The following is a 15794-nucleotide window of genomic DNA, read 5'->3' as shown; positions in this document are numbered from 1 at the left end:
TTTGCGCAGCACAGGGTGTGTTGTCTTGCAGTTCTTTTGGCATGACGATCATCATATTTTTTGCCGTGCAAAAACAGGGGGTAGGCGCAGCTTCAGGCGGGGTCCAGGTGCTTCAAGGCGGCCGCGCACAGGCTGTCCGCCAGCGCGGGCTCGTCCACGGCACGGGCCAGCAGCAAGCTGCCCACCATGGTGGCGACGGTCACGAGGGCGCGCTCGTGGGCCCCGGGCTGGCCCCAGTCGGGCGATTGGCGGGCAACCAGATCGACCATGGCCTTGATGTGCCGGGTCATCACCTGGCGGACTTCGGGGGCCTGGCGCACCGTCTCCGAGCCCAGCGCGACCAGTGGGCACCCCTGCTCCATCTGCTCCAGATGCTCCCGCGAGAGGTAGGTGTGCAGCAGGGATGCCAAAGCCTGCCCCGGGGGCACGCTGGCAGCCACTTCCGCCGCGAGGCTGGCCGACTCTGCGCACGCCCGCCCCGCCGCTTCCGCCAGCATGGCCTCGCGCGACGCGAAATGGGCATAGAAGGCCCCATGCGTCAGGCCCGCCTCCTTCATGATGTCGGCCACGCCGGTGCCTGCGTAGCCACTGCGGCGGATCGCCCGCGCAGCCGCAGACACGATGCGCTCGTGCGAAGCCTCTTTGGCCGAGGTCCTGACATTGGTTTTTGAATTTCGCATGATGTGCATCATACACAATAGCCAAAATCCATACCGTGGTGTGTCGCCGTCCCGGTCGGGTTCAGGCGCTATGGCCGATGCGGGGGCGGTTGGACGGGAGCAGGCCCTGCGTTAAGGGGCGTTCTTGCTGCGCCGCTGTCCAATGGCAGGGCCACACCCGCCCGGACCACCACGCGTTGGCGGCCCTGCGGCGTGAGCAGTGCGTTGCCGTTGCGTGCGGCCAGAAGCACCAGGTCGGCCGGGCAGCCAGGGGCGATGCGCCCGTCCCAGGCCAGGCCCAGCGCCGCCGCGGGGTGGATGGTGATGGTGGCCAGCGCGTCCTGGGCCGGGGCCAGATGGGCCATTTGCACGCCCAGGCCGAAGCTGTCGAACAGGTCGTAGCTGCCATAGGGGTAGAACGCGTCTGCTACGTTATCGGTAGCTATAGACGCAGACACACCCAGCGCCAGCGCCTCTTTGAGCCGGGTAATGCCGCGCTCCTGCGGGGTGGCATCCCAGGCACCTTGCAGGTACAGATTGGTGGTGGGCAGGGCCACCAGGTGCACCCCGGCCTGGGCGCACAGGGCCAGGGTTTCCAGCGCCTGGACTGCGGGCTGGGCCGACAGCGAACAACCGTGGCCGCAGACCACCCGGCCCTGCAAGCCAAACGCCTGGGTCAGCCGGGCAATGCTGTGGACCCCGGTGGCATCGGCGTCCAGCCCTTCGTCCACGTGGAAATCCAGCGCCAGGCCGTAGCGCTGGGCCAGGCTGAAGACGCGGTGCAGCAGGGCGTCGATGTCGGCATTGCGGTACACGAAAGCCCCCAGCACACCGCCGCCTGCCCGCACCGCCCGGGCCAGGGCATCGGCCGCGGCGGCATCGGCAAAAAAATCCAGTCGGATCAGCGACACCCACTGCAGCTCCAGCCGCCCGCGCCAGGCGTCTTGCAGCGCGGTGAACACGGCCAGGGAGGGCGGCGGCGTGGCGCCGTCCCAGTTCAGGTGGGTGCGCAAGGCGCGGCTGCCGCAGGCGTAGGCGTCTTCCAGGGCACGCTCCATGCGGGCGCGCAGGGTGGACGCGCCCTCCCCGGCCAGGTAAACGTCCATGCGGCGGATGGCGGTGAGCAGATCGCCCTCGGCCCCGCCCACGCTGTCGGCGGCGTAGTTTTTGTCCAGGTGCACGTGGGCATCAACAAAAGCGCTGAGCAGCGTGCCCTGCACCGGGCCGGGCACGGGCTGGACGCGGGCAACCTGCGGGCCGTGCAGGGCCACATCAAAGGCCTGGTCGGGCGGCGCGTCGGACGCAAAACCGCGCAGGCACGGGGGGATGACAACGGCAGAAAGGTGCATGGGCTACAAGGTGTCGCCGGGAAACTAAAACTATCGATTTGATAGCTGCTCACGCCGACGGTATCAGCGCGGGCAGCACTTTTTGTCTAAATCCCCAGCGCCTGGCACAACGCGCCCAGCTCCACCACGTGCAGGTGCGGCTGGACGGGGTGGTCCCAGGTGTGGCCGCCGCGGTTCACCCACACCGTCTGCATGCCCGCGCCGACCGCGCCCACCACGTCCATCAGCGGGTCGTCGCCCACGTGCAGCACCGCCTGCGGGGCCACCCGGGCGGCGCTGGCGGCGGCGTGGAAGATGCGCGGGTCGGGCTTGGCCACGCCGAATTCGCGGGCGCTCACTGCGGCGTGGAACAGGTGGCCCACGCCCACGCGGTGCACGTCGGCGTTACCGTTGCTCAAGGCCACCAGCGGGTAGCGCGCCGCCAGCCGGGCCAGTGCGGGCAAGGCATCGGGGTAGAAGTCGACCCGCTGGCGGGCCGCAAAAAAGGACTCGAACGCGGGCTCGGCCAGGGCCGGGTCGTCGCCCGCGTGGCGCAGCGCCAGGCGGATGGATTCGCGGCGCAGGGTGCTCAGGTCGTGCCGCAGATCGGGCCGCTCGGTCTCCAGCTGTTCGCGCACCGCCCGCAGTGCCAGGGTGGTGGGGTAACGGGCCACCGTGGCCGGGGCGTGGTCGCCCAGCCACTGCAGCAGGGTGGCCTCGGCGCGCTCGATGGCGGGCCAGACGGGCCACAGGGTGTCGTCCAGGTCGAGGGATATGGCTTGGATGGGGGCAAGGTTCAGCATAGGTACGGGAGAATACCGCCATGTCCCTCCTCGCATCTCCCTTCCAGCCAGAACCCCCTTTCAACCACGCCCAAGCCGCCCGTACCGGCGTGCTGTACTGCAACCTGGGCACGCCCGACGCGGCCACGGCAGCGGCGGTGCGACCCTACCTGAGGCAGTTTCTCAGCGATCACCGCGTCATCGAAATCCCCAAAGTCGTGTGGAAAGTGATCCTGCACGGCATCATTTTGCGCACCCGCCCCAAAAAGTCGGCGGCTAAATATGCCAGCATCTGGACCCCGCAGGGCTCGCCGTTACGCACCGGCACGGCCCAGCAAGCCACGCTGCTGCAGGGCTGGCTGGGCGAGCACGGCCACCGGGTGCAGGTGGACTACGCCATGCGCTACGGCAGCCCGTCCATCGCCGAGCAGCTGGACAAGTTCAAGGCCAATGGCGTGACCCGCGTGCTGATCGTGCCCGCCTACCCACAGTATTCGGGCACCAGCACCGCCAGCGTGTTCGACGCGGTGTACGACTGGGCGCGCCAGACCCGCAACATCCCCGAGCTGCGCTTCGTCAACCGCTACCACGATGATCCGGGCTACATCGCCGCCCTGGCCCGCCGCATCCGCAGCCACTGGCAGCAGCACGGCCGGCCCGACCAGCTGGTGATGAGCTTCCACGGCGTGCCCGCGCGCACCCTGCAGCTGGGCGACCCCTACCACTGCGAATGCCACAAGACCGCCCGCCTGCTGGCCAACGCGTTGGACCTGACCAAAGAGCAGTACAAGCTCACCTTCCAGTCCCGCCTGGGCCGCGCCCAATGGCTGGAGCCGTACACCGAGCCCAGCCTGATGGCCATGGCCAAGGCGGGCGTGCAGCGCGTGGACGTGGTCTGCCCCGGCTTCACCAGCGACTGCCTGGAAACCCTGGAAGAAATCGCCATGGAAGGCAAGGCCGCCTTTTTGAACGCGGGCGGCAAAGAGTTTCACTACATTCCCTGCCTGAACGGCGAACCCGGCTGGATCACCGCCCTGGGCAGCCTGGTGCAAACCCATCTGCAAGGCTGGCCCACCCAGGCCGCACCCGATACACAAGCCCTGGCCGACACCCAAACGCGCGCCAAGGCGCTGGGAGCCGTGCAATGAATTTAGTAGCTGCTCACGCCCATGGAATCAGCACGGAAGGCCTATTTCATGCATAAATTTGATGCCGTCATCATCGGCGCCGGTGCCGCCGGTTTGTTCTGCGCCGGTATTGCCGGGCAACGCGGCTTGAAGGTGCTGGTGATCGACCACAGCGAAAAGGTGGCCGAGAAAATCCGCATCTCGGGCGGTGGCCGCGCCAACTTCACCAACAAGGACGTGGGCCCTGCCAACTTCCTCAGCGACAACCCGCACTTCTGCCGCAGCGCCCTGAGCCGCTACACGCCCAAAGACTTTACCGCGCTCATGGCCCGCCACGGCATCGCCTTCCACGAAAAGCACAAAGGCCAGCTTTTCTGCGACCGCAGCGCCGAAGACCTGGTCACCATGCTGCTGGCTGAATGCGCCGCAGGCAGCGTGGCGCGCTGGCAGCCGTGCACCGTCAAAAATATCGCCTTTTCGGCCACCAGCGCTGACGGAACGGGCGCAGGCAGCTACACCATCGATAGCAGCCACGGCACCATCACCACGCCGCAAATCGTGGTGGCCACTGGCGGCCTGTCCATCCCCAAGATCGGCGCCACCGACTTTGGATACCGCATCGCCCAGCAGTTCGGCCTGCGCATGGTCACCCCCCGCCCGGCCCTGGTGCCCCTGACCTTCGACAGCGCAGCCTGGGCCCCCTACGCCCACCTCTCTGGCCTGGCCTTGCCAGTGCAGATCGAGGTGGGGGCCAAAAAGACCAAAACCGCCTTTCTGGAAGACCTGCTGTTCACCCACCGGGGCCTAAGCGGCCCGGCCGTGCTGCAAATATCCAGCTACTGGCGCGAGGGCACCCCCATCCGCCTGAACCTGGCCCCCGAGGTCGACCTGCCCCCTGCCCTGTCCCGCGCCAAAGCCACGTCGCGCAAGCTGATTGCCAATGAGTTGGCGCAGCTGGTCCCCTCGCGCCTGGCCGACGCCTGGGCGGGCCAGGACCCGGCCTGGCAAAAACCCATCGGCGATGCCACCGACAAAGCCCTGGCCCAGCTGGCCGAGAAGCTCGCCCGCTGGGAGCTCACCCCCAACGGCTCGGAAGGCTACAAAAAAGCCGAAGTCACCGCCGGTGGCGTGGACACGCGGGATTTATCTTCCCAGACCATGGAGTCGAAGCAGCCGGGCTTGTTTTTTATTGGCGAGGTGGTGGACGTGACGGGATGGCTGGGGGGGTATAACTTTCAGTGGGCTTGGGCGAGTGGGTTTGCGTGTGGGGGGGCGTTGGGGGTGGCCCCAACCTGAGCCATGTATTGACAACAGCTACACACCGCCTAGAATCGTATATCTATCGTCCACACACCCAGAGGTTCCCATGCGTGACGCACCCATCAACCTGCGCGCCCTGCCCGCCCAGCGCGACCTGATCGACCAGGCGGCGGTTTTGCTGGGCAAGAACCGCTCGGATTTCATGCTGGAAGCCGCCTGTGAACGCGCCCAGGCGGTGGTGCTGGACCAGGTGTTTTTTGGCCTGGACACAGACCGCTTCCAGGCCTTCACCGCCCTGCTGGATGCACCCGCCAGCCCCAACCCCGGCCTGGCGCGGTTGATGGCCGTGCAGCCTCCTTGGAAACCACAAGCCGCATGAGCTTGCAGTTGTCGGCCCCGCAGCCGCTGACGGCAAACCACCAGCTCAGCCCGTTTGCCTGCGGCGAGGCCTCGCTGGACGACTGGCTCAAGCGCCGTGCGCTGACCAACCACCTCAGCGGTGCCAGCCGCACCTTTGTGGTGGCCGACCCGGAAGGCCAGGTCTTCGGCTACTACGCCCTGGCCGCGGGTGCCGTGGCGCACCAGGATGCCACCAGCGCGGTACGGCGTAACATGCCCGACCCCGTGCCCGTGATGGTGCTGGCCCGGCTGGCAGTGGACCAGCGTGCCCAGGGTTTGAAACTGGGTGCGTCGCTGCTGCAAGATGCCGTCAACCGCGCGCTGGCGGTTGCGCAGAATGCAGGTGTGCGGGCCCTGCTGGTCCATGCGCTGAATGACCAGGCCAAGGCGTTCTATGCCCACTATGGATTCCAGGGCTCGGCCCTGCATCCATTAGCGTTGATGTTGCGGCTCCATGCCTGACGACTCCGGCAATACGTCGCCAAACCCCATGCCTCCAGACATCGTCACCCTCGTACGCCAACAAAAAGCGTTGGCGCGTCGAAGTCAGACGGTGCGTAACGTCGTTAGGCCCCCAAAGAACTGACTACAAGCTCAAACTCAAATGTTCTTTCATAAGAAAGAGTGCAGTTAAAGAAGTCTTTCATAACGGCCCAGAATCACGGCCAACTAGAACGGCGGCAGTTGATACCCATAATATTGGCCGCTTGTGCTTATTCTGCCTGCATAAACAGCTCTCATTTACATAGCACCCATGATCGCCTCCCTCCCCATGTACCTGGCCCATCCCGCAGGCAGTGCCGCGCTGTGGCGCACCATCGCCCATTACCTGCGCCTGGCGGGGGTGGGCGACGTGCCCGCCGAACTGACCGTGCCCACCAACGCCGACCTCACCGCCCACTGGCTGCGGCCCGATCTGCTGTTCAGCCAGACCTGCGGCTACCCGCTGGTGGATGCGCTGGAGGACAAGGTGCAGGTGATCGGCGCACTGCGCTACACCGCGCCAGGTTGCGACGGCATCCATTACAGCAGCCACCTGGTGTGCCGCGCCGACGACCCCAGCCGCACCCTGGCCGCGTTCCGCAACCGGGTGGCCGCCTACAACTCCACCGATTCGCAGTCGGGCTACCGCAGCCTGCGCGACATGGTGGCGCCACTGGCGGTGGGCGGGCAGTTCTTTGCGCGGGCCATCGCCTCGGGCGCGCACGTCGATTCGCTGGCCCTGGTGCGCAGCGGGCAGGCGGACATCGCGGCCATCGACTGCATCAGCTACGCGCAGTTCCAGCGCTACCAGCCCGCGGCGGTAGAGGGCATCCGCATCCTGGGCCGCACCGCCAGCGCGCCGGGCACGCCGCTGATCACCGCCCTGGGCACGCCGCCCGCGTTGCTGGCCCTGCTGCGCCAAAGCCTGCACCAGGCGATGGCCGACCCCGCGCTGGCCGCCACGCGGGCGGAGCTGTTGATCGGCGGGTTTGAAGCGCTGGATGCCGCAACCTACGCGGGCATGAAAACCCAAGACCGCCGGGCCGAGGCGCTGGGGCTGCTGCAACTGTAAAGCTGCAATTTATAAAAAAAGTGCCGCCAGCGCTTATTCCATCAGCGTAAGCAGCTACTGTAAACATAGCAAACGGCTACACCTGCGCCTCCCGCGCCAGTGCCCCCAGGCGCTGCACCAGCGGCGCAAACAGCTCCGCCGAGGTGTTGCCGTAACCCAGCACCAGGCCGTTGTCTTGCGGCTGGGGTTGCAGCGCAAAGCCGGACAGCGCAGTGGGCGCAATGCCGTAGCGCTGGGAGGCCTGGGCGATGGCCGCGTCGGGGTAGGCGCTGGGCAGGCGCACGGTGAGGTGCAGACCGCAATGGCCGCCTTCGATGCGGTGGGGCAGGCCCAGGTGCTGGGTCAGGGCTTCGCGCAGGGCGTGTTGGCGGTCGCGGTAGAGGCGGCGCATGCGGCCCAGGTGGCGGCTGAACTGGCCGCTTGCGATGAAGTCGGCCAGGGCCAGTTGTTCATAGCGGTGGCCGCCGCGCAGCATCTCCTGCAGCGGGATGCGGGTGGGCTCCAGCAGGGCCTCGGGCAGCACCAGAAAGCCCAGGCGCAGCGACGGAAACATGGTTTTGCTGAAGGTGCCCAGGTACAGCACCGGGGCCTGCGCCACCAGCCCCTGCATGGCGCCGATGGGCTCGCCCGCGTGGCGGTATTCGCTGTCGTAGTCGTCTTCCAGGATCCAGGCCCCCTGGGCACGGGCCTGGGCGATCAGGGCCAGGCGGCGCGCCACCGTCAACACGGCACCCACCGGGTACTGGTGCGAGGGCGTGGTGTAGACCAGCCGGGGCGGCTGGGCCTTCCAGTCGGCCTCGGTGGCGACCAGGCCGTCGCCATCCACGCGCAGGGGCAGGATGCGCAGGTCGCCGCCCTGCATGGCCACCTTGGCGCCGCGGTAGCCGGGGTCTTCCACCCAGGCGGTGTCGCCGGGGTTGGACAGCAGGCGCACGCACAGGGCCAGGGCTTCTTGCGCGCCCTCGGTGATCACGATCTGCTCCGGCACGCAGCGCACACCCCGGGCCACGGCCAGATGGCGGGCGATGGCGGTGCGCAGCGCGGGCTCGCCCACCGGGTCGCCGTAGCCCAAGGCGGCAGGCCCGGCGCGGCGGATGGCCTGGTCGCAAGCCCGGCGCCAGGCCGCCAGCGGGAAGTGCGACAGCGCCGGGATGCCGGGGCGCAAGGCGTGGCTGGGGGCGCTTGGGGGCGCGGTGGGGCGGATCTGCGCCAGCCGCCGTGCGGTCACCGGGGGCGCGGTGGGCTCGCGTGCCACGCGGGGCCGGGCCGGGCGGCTGGCGCTGGCCAAGGCCGCCACCCGGGTGCCCTGGCGGTCTTGCAGCACATAGCCTTCGGCCGCCAGGTGCTCGTAGGCGGCGGTGACGGTGTTGCGCGAGATGGCCAGCGCCTCGGCCAGCCCGCGCGAGGCGGGCAGGCGGCTGCCCGGGGCCAGTCGGTTGTCCAGAATGGCCTGCTTGAGGCGGTGGTGCAACTGGCGCTGTAGTGGCGCGGCGGTGCTGTCTTTGTCCAGCGGGGTGTCGAACAGGGCGAGCGGGAATGTGGAGGTGGGGGTCATGGCACCATGAAATGAAGTCGATGTGGTGCTTTTCATGCAGCCACGGATGGCGTAACTTTAGCCCCTATCTGACCCAGGACTGCACCATGCCCACGACCCACCCCACCACCAATCTCTACGACCAGCCCATCGGCGATGCCATGCCCCAGTGGACCGCCCGCCCCCTGCCCACGCCCGGCCCGCTGCCGGGGCGCTTCTGCCGCCTGGAGCCGCTGGATGTCGCCCGCCACGCCGACGACCTGTTCGCCGCCTACAGCCAGGCGCCGGACGGCCGCGACTGGACCTACATGCCGGTGGGGCCGTTTGCCACGCTGGCCGACTACCGCGCCCACGCGGCCCAGGCGGCGGTGGCCCCGGGCTTCTTGCACTACGCGGTGATCGACCTGCGCACCGGGCGTGCCGTGGGCACGCTGGCGCTGATGCGCATGGACCCGGCGAATGGCGTGATCGAGGTGGGTTTTGTGGCCTTCTCGCCGCTGCTCAAACGCACGCCGATCTCCACCGAGGCGCAGTTTCTGCTGATGCAGTACGCCTTCGACGGGCTGGGCTACCGGCGCTTTGAGTGGAAGTGCGACAGCCTGAATGCGCCGTCCATGGCGGCAGCCCGGCGCCTGGGCTTCCAGTTCGAAGGCATCTTCCGCCAGGCCGTGGTCTACAAGGCGCGCAACCGCGATACCGCCTGGTATTCCATCCTCGACACCGAATGGCCGGTGCTGCGCTCGGCCTTCACGCAGTGGTTGGCAGCAAGCAACTTTGACGCGCAGGGCCAGCAGCGGCAATCGCTCACGCACTTGCGTTCACTATCGGTTTGATAGCTGCCTACGCCGATGCCATAAGCGCTGGCGCCTGATTTCGTATAAATCAGCGCGCGTAGGCTTTGCTGTAGCGCGCCTCCAGGCGGCGGTGCACGGCGTATTCGTACACCAGGCACAGCGACCAGTAGATCAGCGCGGCCAGCAGGTAGAAGGTGAAGGGCTTGAAGGTGGCCGAGATCACGTCGTTGATGATCTTCAGCAGCTCGGCCACGGTGATCACCGACAGCACCGAGGTGTCTTTGAACAGCCCGATCAAGGTGTTGCTGATGCCCGGAATCGCCAGCCGCAGCGCCTGGGGCGTAACCACAAAGCGCAGGGTCTGGAACTTGGTCAGCCCCAGGCTCAGGCCCGCGCTCCACTGGCCGTGGGTGATGCCGTTGAGCGCCCCGCGCAGCGTCTCCGACAGGTAGGCGCTGGCGTTGACGATCAGCACCAGGGTGCCAATCACCACCAGCGGCAGGTCCAGCCCCATGGAGCCGATGCCAAAGTAGATCAAGAACGCCTGGATCAGCTGCGGCGTGCCGCGCATGAAGCTCACGTACACACCGAACAGGCCCGCCAGCACCGGTATCTTTTCAAACCGCGCCCAGGTGATGAGCAGCGCCACCGGCAGGCCAAACACCATGCCCAGCAGCGCGTAGCCAATGGTGTAGGCCGTGCCCCAGGCAATGAGCGGAGCGGAATCCCAGATGGGTTGGAGGTAGTCGATCACAGAAGTTGGCCTAGCAAGAAAAACGCCCGCTGGTGGGCGGGCGCATTGTGGACTATTTGGAAAGACTTACTTGGATGCGTCCACACCAAACCACTTCATGGAGATCTTGGCGTAGCTGCCGTCCTTGACCAACTCGCCCAGGGCCTTGTCCAGCGCGTCTTTCAGCTTGGGGCTGCCCTTGCGGAAGGCAATGCCCTGCTTTTGCGGGTTGTCCAGCAGCACAGTGGAGGGGCGCAGGGGCAGCTTGGCTTCCTGGATCATGTAGGGCACCAGCAGGCGGTCGTTCAGCGCGGCGTCGATGCGGCCATTGGCGAGATCCTGCAGGTTCAGCGGCGCCGATGTGTAGGTCTTGACATCGATACCGCCGACCTTGCCCAGGGTTTCGGCGTAAATGCTGCCCTGGCCCGCGCCGACCTTCTTGCCCTTGAGGGCGTCCAGGTTGGCGTATTCGGCCTTATCGTCCTTGCGCAGGATGATTTGCGCGAACGACACGGTGTAGGGCACCGAGAAGTCAAATTCCAGCGCGCGCTTTTCGGTCATGGTGACCTGCGACACCACCATGTCGTACTTGCCGACCTGCAGGCCGGCCAGGATGGTGGCCCACTCGGTGGCCACAAACTCGGGCTTCACGCCCAGCTTGGCGGCAATGGCGTTGGAGATGTCCACGTCAAAGCCCTGCAGGGCGCCGGTCTTGGCATCCTTGAAGTTGAACGGCGGGTAGGTGCCCTCCATGGCGATCTTCACCACGCCTTTGGACTTGATGGTGTCGAGCAGATCGTCGGCCAGGGCCGCATGGGCCAGACCGAAGCACAGTGCCACGGCGCAGATTTTTTTCAGCATGGAATACCTTTTGGAGGGGAACGGTTGAAAAGCAGGGCTGCCGCACTTGTACAGGCAACCTGGCCAAACATTCTAGCCAGGGCCACGGTAACCAAAAGCACGCGGGCATTGTTTTGCATACATGGGGGTTGCCATGCGTGGCATTGAATATGCATATGTGCATTATTCAGTTGCGCAATCTGGGTAAAGTCCATTAGGATCACCTGTCCATACCACCATATACAAGTACCCATCCCATGACCCGCCCCCCCGACACAGCATCCCACGGCTTTGAATGGCCGACCTGGCTTTTGGTGGCTTGTGTGTACCTGGGTTGGGGCCTGGTGGTGGGCTACTGGTCGGTGCTCGGCAGCGCCTGGGGCAGTGCCGCGCTGCTGCTGCTGACCTGCTGGTACATGAGCCTGCAGCACGAACTGGTGCACGGCCACCCCACGGCATCGCCCAAAATCAACCGCCTGCTGGGTCTGGCCCCGCTGGCCGTGTGGTACCCGTTTGACCTGTACCTGCACAGCCACCTGGTCCACCACCAGGACGAGCACCTGACCCGCCCCGGCATCGACCCCGAAAGCAACTACCTCACCGCCGCCCAGTTTGCCGCCCTGCCCGCCTGGCAAAAGGTCTGCTGGCGCTGGCAGCGTTCGGTGCTGGGCCGCCTGGTGGTGGGCCCGGCGCTGGCCATCGTGCCCACCTGGGCCGATATCGTGCGCAAGCCGCTGCGCGGCGACTGGTCGCAAACCGCCAGCTGGGCCGAACACCTGCTGCTGCTGGCGGGCATGCTGTGGGCTTTGCAGCACTGGGCCGGTATCCATCCGCTGCACTACCTGCTCATCACCTACCCGGCACTGGGTCTGGCCATGCTGCGCTCGCTGTACGAACACCGCCCAGCCGACCGCCCGGCGCACCGCATTGCCATCAACGAGGCAGGTTTCTTCTGGCGCCTGCTCTACCTGAACAACAACTTCCACGTGGTGCACCACGAAACGCCCACCATGCCCTGGTACCGGCTGCGCCGCACCTATCTGGCCGACCGCGCAGGCTACCTGCGGCGCAACGGCGGATTTTTGGTGCCCGGCTATGGCCATCTGGTGCGCCGGTTTGCGCTGTCGCCGATCGATTCACCGGTCTTGCCCGAAGACCTGGTACTGCACCCCAAGAGCCACCCTACCCACTGAAACGCACTGACCCCGATGTTGAGTTCTTTCCCGATGTACGCGGCCGGGTCGGCGGCCAATGCTGCGCTGTGGCGATCTGTGGCCGCGCAGTTGAACCTCCCCGGCGCGCTGGCCCAGCCCACCGACCTGCTGGCGCACTGGCTGGACCCCGAACTGCTGCTGAGCCAAACCTGCGGCTACCCCCTGACCCACGCACTGGCCGGGCGGGTGCAGCTGGTGGGCGCTTTCAGCTACACCGCCCCCGGTTGCGACGGCCTGCGCTACCGCAGCCAGCTGGTGTGCCGCAGCGCCGATGCCGGGCTGCCGCTGGCCGGTTTCCGAGGCCGCACCGTGGCCTACAACGCCGAAGATTCGCAATCCGGCTACAACAGCCTGCGGGCGCTGGTGTCCCCGCTGGCGCGCAACGGCCACTTCTTTGGTAACGCCGTGGCCACCGGTTCGCACCACGCCTCGGTAGAGAGCGTACGCAGTGGCAAGGCCGACCTGGCCGCCATCGACTGCGTGACCCTGGCGCTGCTGCAGCGCGACCAGCCTGAGGCGGTGCGCGGCGTGCAGGTCTGTGGCCACACCGCACCGGCCCCGGGCCTGCCGCTGATCACCTCCTTGCAGACCCCGCCCGGCGTGCTGCTCGCCCTGCGCCAGGCCCTGCAGCACGCCATGCACGACGAGGCGCTGGCCGGTGCCCGCGCGGCACTGCTGATAGAGGACTTCGCCGAGCTGCCGCTGGCCGACTATGAGGCGATCATCCAGATGGAAACACGCGCAAATCGGGCAGGTTACAGGCTATAATCCAAGGCTTTGCTGGCAAACCCCTGCTGCCTGATCAATTTAATAGCAGGGGAACACCGCAGATGTCGCGTCCAACGGCCTGATCTTCCTTTCGACAAGACCTGCACCTAAATCGGAACCCATTTCTGTCATGACAACCATCCGTGTAAAAGAAAACGAACCCTTTGACGTCGCTCTGCGCCGTTTCAAGCGCACCATTGAAAAGCTCGGCCTGCTGACCGACCTGCGTGCGCGCGAGTTCTACGAAAAGCCCACCACCGAGCGCAAGCGCAAGAAGTCGGCCGCTGTCAAGCGCCACTACAAGCGCGTGCGTTCCATGCAGCTGCCTAAGAAGCTGTACTAAGCGCCTTTTCAGACTGTTCGCAGTTTGACAAGCCCGCCCAGGGACGCCAGGGCGGGCTTTTTCTATTCCAGAATCCATAACAGGACTTACGCAAGACTCTCGGAACACCCAGAGGGCGACTCAGACAGCGCCGCGCAAGTCCTATCCACACCCCAGGAGCACCCAATGTCCCTCAAAGAACAAATCACCGAAGACATGAAAACCGCCATGCGGGCCAAGGACAGCGTCCGCCTGGGCACGGTGCGCCTGCTGCTGGCCGCACTCAAGCAAAAAGAGGTAGACGAGCGCGTGGTGCTGGACGACGCGGCCGTGGTCGCCATCGTCGACAAGCTCATCAAGCAGCGCAAGGACTCCATCGATGCGTTCACCAAGGCCGAGCGTGCCGACCTGGCCGACATTGAAAAAGCCGAGCTGACGGTGCTGTCTGCATACCTGCCCCAGCGCCTGGATGCCGAGCAGGTGGCCGCCGAGGTGCGCACCCTGGCCGCGGCCATGGTGGCCGAGCTGGGCCGCCCACTGGGTGCGGGCGACATGGGCAAGCTGATGGGTGCTGCCAAGGCGCAGTTGGCAGGCAAGGCCGAGATGGGCCAGGTATCTGCCGCCGTGAAAGCCGCACTGGCAGGGTAAGCCAACCAAACGGCATGCTACCGCGTTAAAACAGCAGTGTTCACTCCTGCCAATGCCATGCCGTCCACTTTTCTTCAAAAAACCGCCCACCTGCTGGGCGCGTTGCTCATTGCACTGACCGCCACCCACGCCCTGGCGCAGGCCGCCCCACCGGGCCGGGTCGCACGCCTGAGCCTGATGGAAGGCGGGGTCAGCTTCGCCCCGTCCGGTGGCGAAGAGTGGGGCCCGGTCGAAATCAACCGCCCCCTGACCAGCGGCGACCGGCTGCAAACCGCCCCTGGCGCACGCGCCGAGCTGCACAGTGGCTCCACGGCCTTGCGGCTGAACGGCCAAACCGCGCTGGAAATCAGCGAAGTGGACGACAACACCACCCGCCTCACCCTGACCCAGGGCACACTGGCGCTGCGCGTGCGCAACCTCTACCCCGGTGAGACGCTGGAGGTCAACACCCCGAACCTGGCCTTCACCGCCAGCCAGCCCGGCGAGTTCCGGCTGGATGTCGATCCCAACGCTGGCACCACGGCGGTCACGGTGCGCAGTGGCAGTGCCGTGGTGTACGGCGAAAACGGCACGTCCCGCACCCTGGGCAGCCCGCAGCAGGTCCGCTACTTTGACCGGCAACTGGGCCAGGAGGAGATCCACGCCAACCTGCAACGCGACAACTTCGATCTCTGGACCTATGCCCGCGACCGGGCCGAAGACCAGTCGCAAAGCGCCCGCTTCGTGTCACGCGACGTGATCGGTTACCAGCAACTGGACGGTTATGGCGACTGGCGCAATGACAGTGCCTACGGCGCCGTCTGGTTTCCCCGGGTCACCGTGGGCCAATGGGCCCCCTACCAAAACGGCCAATGGCGCTGGGTCGCGCCCTGGGGCTGGACCTGGGTAGACAACGCCCCCTGGGGGTTTGCACCCTTCCACTACGGTCGTTGGGCGCAGATCGGCGCGCAATGGGCCTGGGTGCCCGGGCCGATACAGCAGCGCCCCAGTTACGCGCCCGCCCTGGTGCAGTTTGAAGGCCCCCACCGCTTCGACCACGACCGCCGCACCCCACCGCAAGGCCACTGGCTCCCGCTGGCGCCGGGCCAGCCATGGCGGCCGACCTACCCGCAGTTTCAGCGGCCCAGCAACGACGCCAACCGGCCCCAACAGCCGGGCTGGGGCCGCCCCGCCCGGCCCTTTGAAAACGGCCCGATGCGGGTAGAGCCCATGGTGCAACCACCGCCCCAGCCGGTCTGGCCACAGCCACAGGCCATTCCCCATCCACGCCCGGAATTGCGCATGCAGGATGCACCGCGCAACCAGGCCGAACTGGAGCAGCGGGCCCAAATGCAGCGCCAGCAGCAGATGGACCGCGAACGCCAGCAGCAAGAACAAAACCGCAGCCAGATGCTGCAGCAACAAGGCCAGCAGCAGGCCCAGCGCGAGCAAATGCAGCGCCAGCGCGAGGCCGCGCAACAACAGATGCAGCAGCAACAGCAACAGCAGTTGACGCTGCAGCAGCAGATGCGCGACCAGCAAAACCGCCAGCAGCAGCAGCGCGATGCCCAGGCGCAGCATCAACAACAACAACAGCAGCAGCAAGACCGCCAGCGCATGGAGCAAGCCCGCCCTGCGCCGCGGCCCCCGGTGCAGGAGGCCCCGCCCGGCGCACCCGAGGACCCGCGCCGCCGTCTGTATTTGCCGGGGCAGCGGCCCGATGCGGCCGATCGCCGCTAAAGCACCGGCGCTGCCACCCGTTGGGCATGCTATAGTTTTTTACATCGAAAAAGATAGCTGCTCGTGCTGATGGAATGAGCGCTAGGCGGCTATTGGAGGCCTGAAAAAAGCC

Annotated in this window: 17 protein-coding genes; 11 read left to right on the top strand and 6 right to left on the bottom strand. The window is 66.5% G+C overall.

The genetic code is table 11. The features are described 5' to 3' along the window. Positions 1-92: 92 nt before the first annotated feature. The 3 genes from AB3G31_RS07225 to AB3G31_RS07215 form a co-directional block, all read right to left on the bottom strand. On the bottom strand, positions 93-692 hold the full coding sequence (locus tag AB3G31_RS07225) for a TetR/AcrR family transcriptional regulator (RefSeq protein ID WP_367849514.1): 600 nt from the start codon (positions 690-692) through the stop codon (positions 93-95). Positions 693-748: 56 nt separating this feature from the next. Beyond that, positions 749-2008 (bottom strand): amidohydrolase family protein, encoded by a 1260-nt coding sequence (locus AB3G31_RS07220; RefSeq protein WP_367849513.1) that lies wholly within the window; start codon positions 2006-2008, stop codon positions 749-751. Positions 2009-2094: 86 nt separating this feature from the next. Then, positions 2095-2790: an HAD family hydrolase gene (locus tag AB3G31_RS07215; protein WP_367849512.1), complete on the bottom strand. Its 696-nt coding sequence runs from the start codon at positions 2788-2790 to the stop codon at positions 2095-2097. A 20-nt stretch (positions 2791-2810) separates the two neighbouring features. On the opposite strand from AB3G31_RS07215, the gene hemH reads away from it, so the two are divergent. The 5 genes from hemH to AB3G31_RS07190 all read left to right on the top strand — a co-directional run bounded on the left by hemH (position 2811) and on the right by AB3G31_RS07190 (position 7110). Next, entirely contained in the window at positions 2811-3917 is a 1107-nt protein-coding gene (gene hemH, locus AB3G31_RS07210; protein ID WP_367849511.1) for a ferrochelatase, read from the top strand. A gap of 48 nt (positions 3918-3965) precedes the next feature. After that, positions 3966-5192, top strand: coding sequence for an NAD(P)/FAD-dependent oxidoreductase (locus tag AB3G31_RS07205; protein WP_367849510.1), 1227 nt, complete (start codon positions 3966-3968; stop codon positions 5190-5192). A gap of 70 nt (positions 5193-5262) precedes the next feature. Further along, positions 5263-5535, top strand: a complete 273-nt coding sequence (locus AB3G31_RS07200; RefSeq protein WP_367849509.1) for a DUF1778 domain-containing protein — start codon at positions 5263-5265, stop codon at positions 5533-5535. Next, positions 5532-6017 (top strand): GNAT family N-acetyltransferase, encoded by a 486-nt coding sequence (locus AB3G31_RS07195; RefSeq protein ID WP_367849508.1) that lies wholly within the window; start codon positions 5532-5534, stop codon positions 6015-6017. Before AB3G31_RS07200 ends, AB3G31_RS07195 begins: the two co-directional genes overlap by 4 nt. Positions 6018-6309: 292 nt before the next feature. Continuing rightward, positions 6310-7110, top strand: coding sequence for a phosphate/phosphite/phosphonate ABC transporter substrate-binding protein (locus AB3G31_RS07190; RefSeq protein ID WP_367849507.1), 801 nt, complete (start codon positions 6310-6312; stop codon positions 7108-7110). 76 nt (positions 7111-7186) lie between these two features. Here the strand turns inward: AB3G31_RS07190 and AB3G31_RS07185 are convergent, their stop codons facing one another. Further along, positions 7187-8665 carry a PLP-dependent aminotransferase family protein gene (locus AB3G31_RS07185; RefSeq protein WP_367849506.1) on the bottom strand — a complete coding sequence of 493 codons (1479 nt, stop codon included), beginning with the start codon at positions 8663-8665 and terminating at the stop codon, positions 7187-7189. 86 nt (positions 8666-8751) lie between these two features. On the opposite strand from AB3G31_RS07185, the gene AB3G31_RS07180 reads away from it, so the two are divergent. Beyond that, on the top strand, positions 8752-9477 hold the full coding sequence (locus AB3G31_RS07180; RefSeq protein WP_367849505.1) for a GNAT family N-acetyltransferase: 726 nt from the start codon (positions 8752-8754) through the stop codon (positions 9475-9477). A 49-nt stretch (positions 9478-9526) separates the two neighbouring features. Here AB3G31_RS07180 and AB3G31_RS07175 read toward each other — a convergent pair whose 3' ends face one another. Together AB3G31_RS07175 and AB3G31_RS07170 are read right to left on the bottom strand one after the other, a co-directional pair. Continuing rightward, the gene (locus tag AB3G31_RS07175; protein WP_367849504.1) at positions 9527-10192 is read right to left on the bottom strand and encodes an amino acid ABC transporter permease; all 666 of its coding nucleotides are present in this window, start codon (positions 10190-10192) and stop codon (positions 9527-9529) included. A 66-nt stretch (positions 10193-10258) separates the two neighbouring features. After that, complete coding sequence (locus AB3G31_RS07170; RefSeq protein ID WP_367849503.1) at positions 10259-11032, bottom strand: transporter substrate-binding domain-containing protein; 774 nt, start codon at positions 11030-11032, stop codon at positions 10259-10261. A gap of 236 nt (positions 11033-11268) precedes the next feature. Between AB3G31_RS07170 and AB3G31_RS07165 the strand changes: the two genes are divergently transcribed. From AB3G31_RS07165 to AB3G31_RS07145, 5 genes are all read left to right on the top strand, one after another. Continuing rightward, the gene (locus AB3G31_RS07165) at positions 11269-12204 is read left to right on the top strand and encodes a fatty acid desaturase (protein ID WP_367849502.1); all 936 of its coding nucleotides are present in this window, start codon (positions 11269-11271) and stop codon (positions 12202-12204) included. Between the two features lie 15 nt (positions 12205-12219). After that, positions 12220-12993: a phosphate/phosphite/phosphonate ABC transporter substrate-binding protein gene (locus AB3G31_RS07160; protein ID WP_367849501.1), complete on the top strand. Its 774-nt coding sequence runs from the start codon at positions 12220-12222 to the stop codon at positions 12991-12993. Between the two features lie 130 nt (positions 12994-13123). Next, positions 13124-13336, top strand: a complete 213-nt coding sequence (rpsU, locus tag AB3G31_RS07155; protein ID WP_092756237.1) for a 30S ribosomal protein S21 — start codon at positions 13124-13126, stop codon at positions 13334-13336. 165 nt (positions 13337-13501) lie between these two features. After that, the gene (locus AB3G31_RS07150) at positions 13502-13963 is read left to right on the top strand and encodes a GatB/YqeY domain-containing protein (RefSeq protein WP_367849500.1); all 462 of its coding nucleotides are present in this window, start codon (positions 13502-13504) and stop codon (positions 13961-13963) included. A 57-nt stretch (positions 13964-14020) separates the two neighbouring features. Next, a complete protein-coding gene (locus AB3G31_RS07145) occupies positions 14021-15682 on the top strand; it encodes a DUF6600 domain-containing protein (RefSeq protein ID WP_367849499.1) in 1662 nt (553 codons plus the stop codon). Positions 15683-15794 lie beyond the last annotated feature (112 nt).

The organism is Rhodoferax sp. WC2427, assembly GCF_040822085.1.
Lineage (GTDB): Bacteria > Pseudomonadota > Gammaproteobacteria > Burkholderiales > Burkholderiaceae_C > Rhodoferax_B.
This window is presented reverse-complemented; position numbering and strand designations above follow the sequence as displayed.

Excerpts from the sequence above, each read along its gene's own strand:
- hemH (WP_367849511.1), top strand. The coding sequence starts at position 2,811 with ATGTCCCTCCTCGCATCTCCCTTCCAGCCAGAACCCCCTTTCAACCAC.
- AB3G31_RS07195 (WP_367849508.1), top strand. The coding sequence starts at position 5,532 with ATGAGCTTGCAGTTGTCGGCCCCGCAGCCGCTGACGGCAAACCACCAG.
- AB3G31_RS07170 (WP_367849503.1), bottom strand. The coding sequence starts at position 11,032 with ATGCTGAAAAAAATCTGCGCCGTGGCACTGTGCTTCGGTCTGGCCCAT.
- rpsU (WP_092756237.1), top strand. The coding sequence starts at position 13,124 with ATGACAACCATCCGTGTAAAAGAAAACGAACCCTTTGACGTCGCTCTG.
- AB3G31_RS07200 (WP_367849509.1), top strand. The coding sequence starts at position 5,263 with ATGCGTGACGCACCCATCAACCTGCGCGCCCTGCCCGCCCAGCGCGAC.
- AB3G31_RS07185 (WP_367849506.1), bottom strand. The coding sequence starts at position 8,665 with ATGACCCCCACCTCCACATTCCCGCTCGCCCTGTTCGACACCCCGCTG.
- AB3G31_RS07160 (WP_367849501.1), top strand. The coding sequence starts at position 12,220 with ATGTTGAGTTCTTTCCCGATGTACGCGGCCGGGTCGGCGGCCAATGCT.
- AB3G31_RS07165 (WP_367849502.1), top strand. The coding sequence starts at position 11,269 with ATGACCCGCCCCCCCGACACAGCATCCCACGGCTTTGAATGGCCGACC.
- AB3G31_RS07150 (WP_367849500.1), top strand. The coding sequence starts at position 13,502 with ATGTCCCTCAAAGAACAAATCACCGAAGACATGAAAACCGCCATGCGG.
- AB3G31_RS07205 (WP_367849510.1), top strand. The coding sequence starts at position 3,966 with ATGCATAAATTTGATGCCGTCATCATCGGCGCCGGTGCCGCCGGTTTG.
- AB3G31_RS07180 (WP_367849505.1), top strand. The coding sequence starts at position 8,752 with ATGCCCACGACCCACCCCACCACCAATCTCTACGACCAGCCCATCGGC.
- AB3G31_RS07220 (WP_367849513.1), bottom strand. The coding sequence starts at position 2,008 with ATGCACCTTTCTGCCGTTGTCATCCCCCCGTGCCTGCGCGGTTTTGCG.
- AB3G31_RS07215 (WP_367849512.1), bottom strand. The coding sequence starts at position 2,790 with ATGCTGAACCTTGCCCCCATCCAAGCCATATCCCTCGACCTGGACGAC.
- AB3G31_RS07225 (WP_367849514.1), bottom strand. The coding sequence starts at position 692 with ATGATGCACATCATGCGAAATTCAAAAACCAATGTCAGGACCTCGGCC.
- AB3G31_RS07145 (WP_367849499.1), top strand. The coding sequence starts at position 14,021 with ATGCCGTCCACTTTTCTTCAAAAAACCGCCCACCTGCTGGGCGCGTTG.
- AB3G31_RS07190 (WP_367849507.1), top strand. The coding sequence starts at position 6,310 with ATGATCGCCTCCCTCCCCATGTACCTGGCCCATCCCGCAGGCAGTGCC.